Origin of the sequence: Staphylococcus pasteuri, assembly GCF_030547725.1 — a bacterium.
In the GTDB taxonomy this organism is placed as follows: Bacteria; Bacillota; Bacilli; order Staphylococcales; family Staphylococcaceae; genus Staphylococcus; species Staphylococcus pasteuri.
Genome location: NZ_JAUOQO010000003.1, coordinates 280,618 through 285,470, shown reverse-complemented (window position 1 = coordinate 285,470; position 4,853 = coordinate 280,618). Strand labels below are relative to the sequence as shown.

At 29.0% G+C, this 4,853-nt stretch carries 2 protein-coding genes; both read right to left on the bottom strand.

What is annotated here, in order from left to right; genetic code table 11:
* Positions 1-363: 363 nt before the first annotated feature.
* Positions 364-1,242, bottom strand: coding sequence for a 5'-3' exonuclease (locus Q4528_RS05025; RefSeq protein ID WP_046466687.1), 879 nt, complete (start codon positions 1,240-1,242; stop codon positions 364-366).
* Between the two features lie 18 nt (positions 1,243-1,260).
* Positions 1,261-4,707 (bottom strand): dynamin family protein, encoded by a 3,447-nt coding sequence (locus Q4528_RS05020; RefSeq protein WP_303520742.1) that lies wholly within the window; start codon positions 4,705-4,707, stop codon positions 1,261-1,263.
* Between the last annotated feature and the right edge of the window lie 146 nt (positions 4,708-4,853).

Sequence of the window (4,853 nt, the reverse complement as noted above, 5' to 3'; positions counted from 1 at the left end):
TTTTATTGTTCACTCCTTGTCTTGATGTTGTTTCTCTGATGTGTTTGTTGTGAATGTATAATTGCCTGATAAAAATGTAATGTATTATGATAATAATTCTCACTAATTGGTAATGGATAATGAAAATTAAATCTATGTCTTACATTTTTTGAAATTAAAAGTCAGACTATAAAAATACATTACAGCATGTTGTTGAACAATTTAGTTATGCTCTAAATTATAATAGCACAAAATATAATTTATGTGTAATTAAAATTTTTACAAATTATAATTATAATTATTAAAATTGCGTTAAAAATACAAAAAAGCAATCGAATTCTATATAAACTATAAAGTCTATATGATGAATTCGATTGCTAAAATTTATAAATGACTTGAAATATATTTTCCTGAAACGTATAGTTCGTGTTCATTACAAATAGATAGAATATGATTTAATGTTGTGGCAAAAGCCATATCCATAAATAATTGTTCACTATCTAAAGGAACTTCTGTATGAATTTCAGCTAAACGTTTAGATAAATGTAATTCATTCATATTGTCATTAATTTTATTTCTTTGTCCGGGTGTTAAAGCGTCAATTTGATTGATGACTTCTTCTACACTGCCATATTGTTGAATTAATTTTATAGCCGTTTTCTCGCCTATCCCTTTTACTCCAGCATAACCATCTGCAGTATCACCCATAAACGCCTTAATATCAATTAATTGTTGAGGTTCTAATTGATATTCTTCATTGAATCGATTTAATGTGTAACGATTATAAATATTAAATCCTTTTTTAATTAGCCATACTTCCACATTTTCATTAATACATTGAAGTAAATCTCTGTCGCCAGTAATAATATAAACGTCATTATCTGTTGAATATGATTTTGCTAATGTTCCTATCACATCATCTGCTTCGTAATTAGTAACACCAATATTAACGAAGCCAAATTGTTCAGAGATTTCTTTTACATAATCAAATTGAGATATCAATTCCTCTGGAGGTGCTGATCGATTTTGTTTGTAACCATCAAACATATCATTTCTAAATGTTGATTGTCCCATATCCCAACAAACAGCCACGTGAGTTGGTTGAATTTCTTTGATAGCAGAGAAGATATGGCGAACGAATCCTTGAATGCCGTTAGTAGGCACGCCTTTTGAATTATACATGAATTGACTGTGTAGACTAGTTGCAAAAAAGTGTCTAAACAATAATGCCATGCCATCAACGAGTAAAACTTTGTTAGGCATTTTTGTAATCCTTCTTTCTTAATAAATGATTGCTTCTAATTGTTGGTGTTTATCTTTGAGTTGTGTAATTAATGATTCATCCAAGTTAAATGATAACAGTTCGTTAATCTGACTTTGAATGTTTTCTTCGATACTGTTAAATTGTTCTTCTGCTTCTGAAGACATTTGATCAACATATGATTCCAATTGCTGTCTTAACTGATTGAAATTTGATTGAAGCAATTCTAATGTACTTTGACAAATATATTCGTGAATTTCTTTCTGTGAATTTGGATTAAGGATTTTACGTTTTGTTAATTGTTTAGGTAATTCACTCATCATATCGTTAAGTTCAATATGAAGTAACGGTTTATTAATGACATCTGGTTGTAAATTGAAACGTGGATTAACTATGATATGCAATTGACTTAATTGTTGTAACACAGGTGCCACTTGTTCATCTAATTGTTGATTAAAGTATCTTTTAATTCTTTCAGTAATTAATGATTGTTCTAAGAACAGTCTTTGATGAATTTGATCTAAATAAATTTTAGTCGAATTTTTCTTTTCTTCATTAAAATCACTATTTTGAGTCATTTGACTGTTATATACAGATTTAATATCGTCCATTAATTGAAGTTTTAGTCGTGAATTTAAATGATAAACTTGTTCTTCAACTTCATTATTCGTATATTGTGATGTTGTATCTATTAGTTGATGACCAAGTCTTTGTTGGTCTTTATATGTTTCTAATTTTTGTTGACGCTTAGCAATATCATCTTTATTAGATTCAAATTCTTCTATCATTTCAACATATGACTTGTCGATTTGTTGTAGTTGATGAATCATTTGTTGTTCTAGAATTGTCTTAGATTCAATGTCGACAAAGTGTTGAATGCTTTCTTTCAATTGATTGATACCTTCATCGTTAGATTTTAATGCTTCTCGACTAGATACACCAAAAACGTCTGATTGTAACTGTACTTGATTAAGTGCATCAGCAACATAATCTTTAACAGCATCTAAATCTTGTTCACTCTCAGCTAAATCAACCGCGTTGATAATCATTTTGAAAGCTTGATTTTCGTTTAGCTGATTCATATCTTTCATATGTTCAATGAAGGCTTTGTCATTGTCAGTAAATGAATGATTGAAGTAACTAACATATAAAATTAAATCTGAAGAAGTAAGTATTTGTTCTGTTTCATTTGTATGTCGTTGGTTATTTGAATGTAAACCAAGTGAATCGACAATAATTTTTCCTTTAAGCCATTCAACAGGTACTTGTAAATGAACTGTTTTAACAAATGTTGCATATTCATCTTCTGCAGACCATTTTTTTACATCATCTTGTTCGATTTGATGTACTTCACCATCGTTTAACATATTGATATACATGTCATAATGCTTTTCTACAGCAGAAATAAACGCAAGTTGATTTTTTTCTAATTTTGATTTTAATTGCGTTATATCACTATTAATAAATTCATCAAGTGAATCGAATGACTGATTGAAGTATTCAAGCATTTGGTTAATTTCTTGAAGTAATTGCTTTGATGATTTTAAAGTAATACTGCTGTTTTCACCGTAAGTCAATTCGGTTGTCGCCGCTGTTGTTGGGTTTGGTGAACTTACTAAATATTGACCACCTAATAAGGCATTAATTAAGCTACTCTTTCCTGCGCTGAATGTACCAAATACGCCAATTTTTGTGATTTTTTGATCTAGACGAGTTAATGTTTGCTTTATGTCCATTTGAGTTCGCTCAAATAACGGTATATCTTCGATTACATTTAATGCCTTTTCAATATCAATTTGTGAACTTGAGACATCATCGCTTTCTGATTGAATTGAATCTCTATTTTGATGATGTGTTGTATCATTTTGTTGTTTAATCGTGAAGTTAGCTTCAGTACGTCCTGTTAATTTATCTAAAGAATCTTCTAAATGTATATAGTAATGTTGATAATTGCGTGTTGTTAGAGATTCTTTCAAATTATTTAATTTCATATATCGTTGATATTCTTCTGATGCTTCACTATCTTCAGTTTCTATTTCGTTAGCTTGAACATGTTGAATGGCCTTTTCAAATAATGGATTTGATTGGCGTTCAACAAATTGATTAATTGCTTTAACCACTTCATCAGAAAATGTTAATACATACGTATTACTTATAGTTGTTTGTGGTTGATATAAAGAAGAAACTAAATCGTTTGGTATATCATAAGACTGATTTAAAATATGTTCATTAATATTTTTCTGATTAATAAATCGTGTTAAAAATGACATATCTTCTCTCATAGGTTGGCGAATTTGGGTGTTTATCTTTTCTTGAAGCATATCAACTGCTTTGTTTAAACGTTCTGTTTGTGCTTCTTCCTTCTTCTTAGATTTATTGAAAAATCCACCTACTTTAAAATCTGTAGCCTTACTTTCTAAATAAGATCTTAATTGTTCTCGCATATCATGAGTCATAATATAAGCATTTTCCAAAATGTCTTTACGTTTTTGTTTGAGATAAGACTTTAATTTATCTTTATCATTTAACAATTGTGCTTCTTCTGATACAGATTGCGTTTGTTGGAAATTTAAATATGCTTGTTCAAATTCTTCTTCTTCAATATTTAAGTATTCTAAAATACTTTGCATTTCATTTTGGATATATGATAATTGTGCATCAGTAATAAATGATACTGTGCGTTCAATATAATCTTCCATTGATTCTCTATTTTCGTCTAAATATAAGAGATAATCAGATAATTGCTTGATTTGATTTTCAGGATGGTCAAATTTAGATACATAATAAATATGTTCTAATTTAATTTCCCATTCGTTAATTGATTTTTCAACTCTAGATTTAAACGTATCAAATGAAAGTTCGTCATCATTGTGTTTGTCTATTTGATTAATGATGAACACAACAGGAATACCTACTTCATTAATTCGTTTCATAAATTGAAAATTAAGCGCTGATTGAACATGATTATAATCAACAGTATAAAATAATACGTTACTCGTATACATAAATTGTTCAGTTGTAGTTTGGTGAGTGGCTACGTTAGAGTCAACGCCGGGTGTATCCTGAAATGTAAAGCCATTATCAAATTTATCAGACTTAAAGTTGATTTCTACAGACTCTAAGTCTATATTTTGGCGATTCATCTGTTTTACTTCGTCATAGGTTTTTAATTTTGTATATTGTTGATCCGGTAAATTGGCAATAATGTCTTCTGAATCAGAAACTGAGACGATTGCTGTATTACTTGTTGTTGGTACTGGAGAGCTAGGTAAAATATCTTGTTCTAATAACAAATTAATTAGTGTTGATTTACCTGCTGAAAAGTGACCAACAAATGAAGTAGTAAATTGATTTTTGTAAACCTTTTTAATAACTTGATTAATTGTGTTTAATAAAGCAGTGTTGTTTGATTTTTCGACTTCTTTTTTTAGTTTATATAATATGTCTAATTGTTCAGTGTGTGTCATACGTTTTAATCCCCTTTAGTTCTTTCGATAAAAAAAGAAGAGGTCAAGACAAAACGACTTAAAATCCAAAACGCAATTTTAATGTAAGATACTTTGTCATAACCTCTTTTGAGTAAGCCAATAATCATAGATTATGATATTACTTA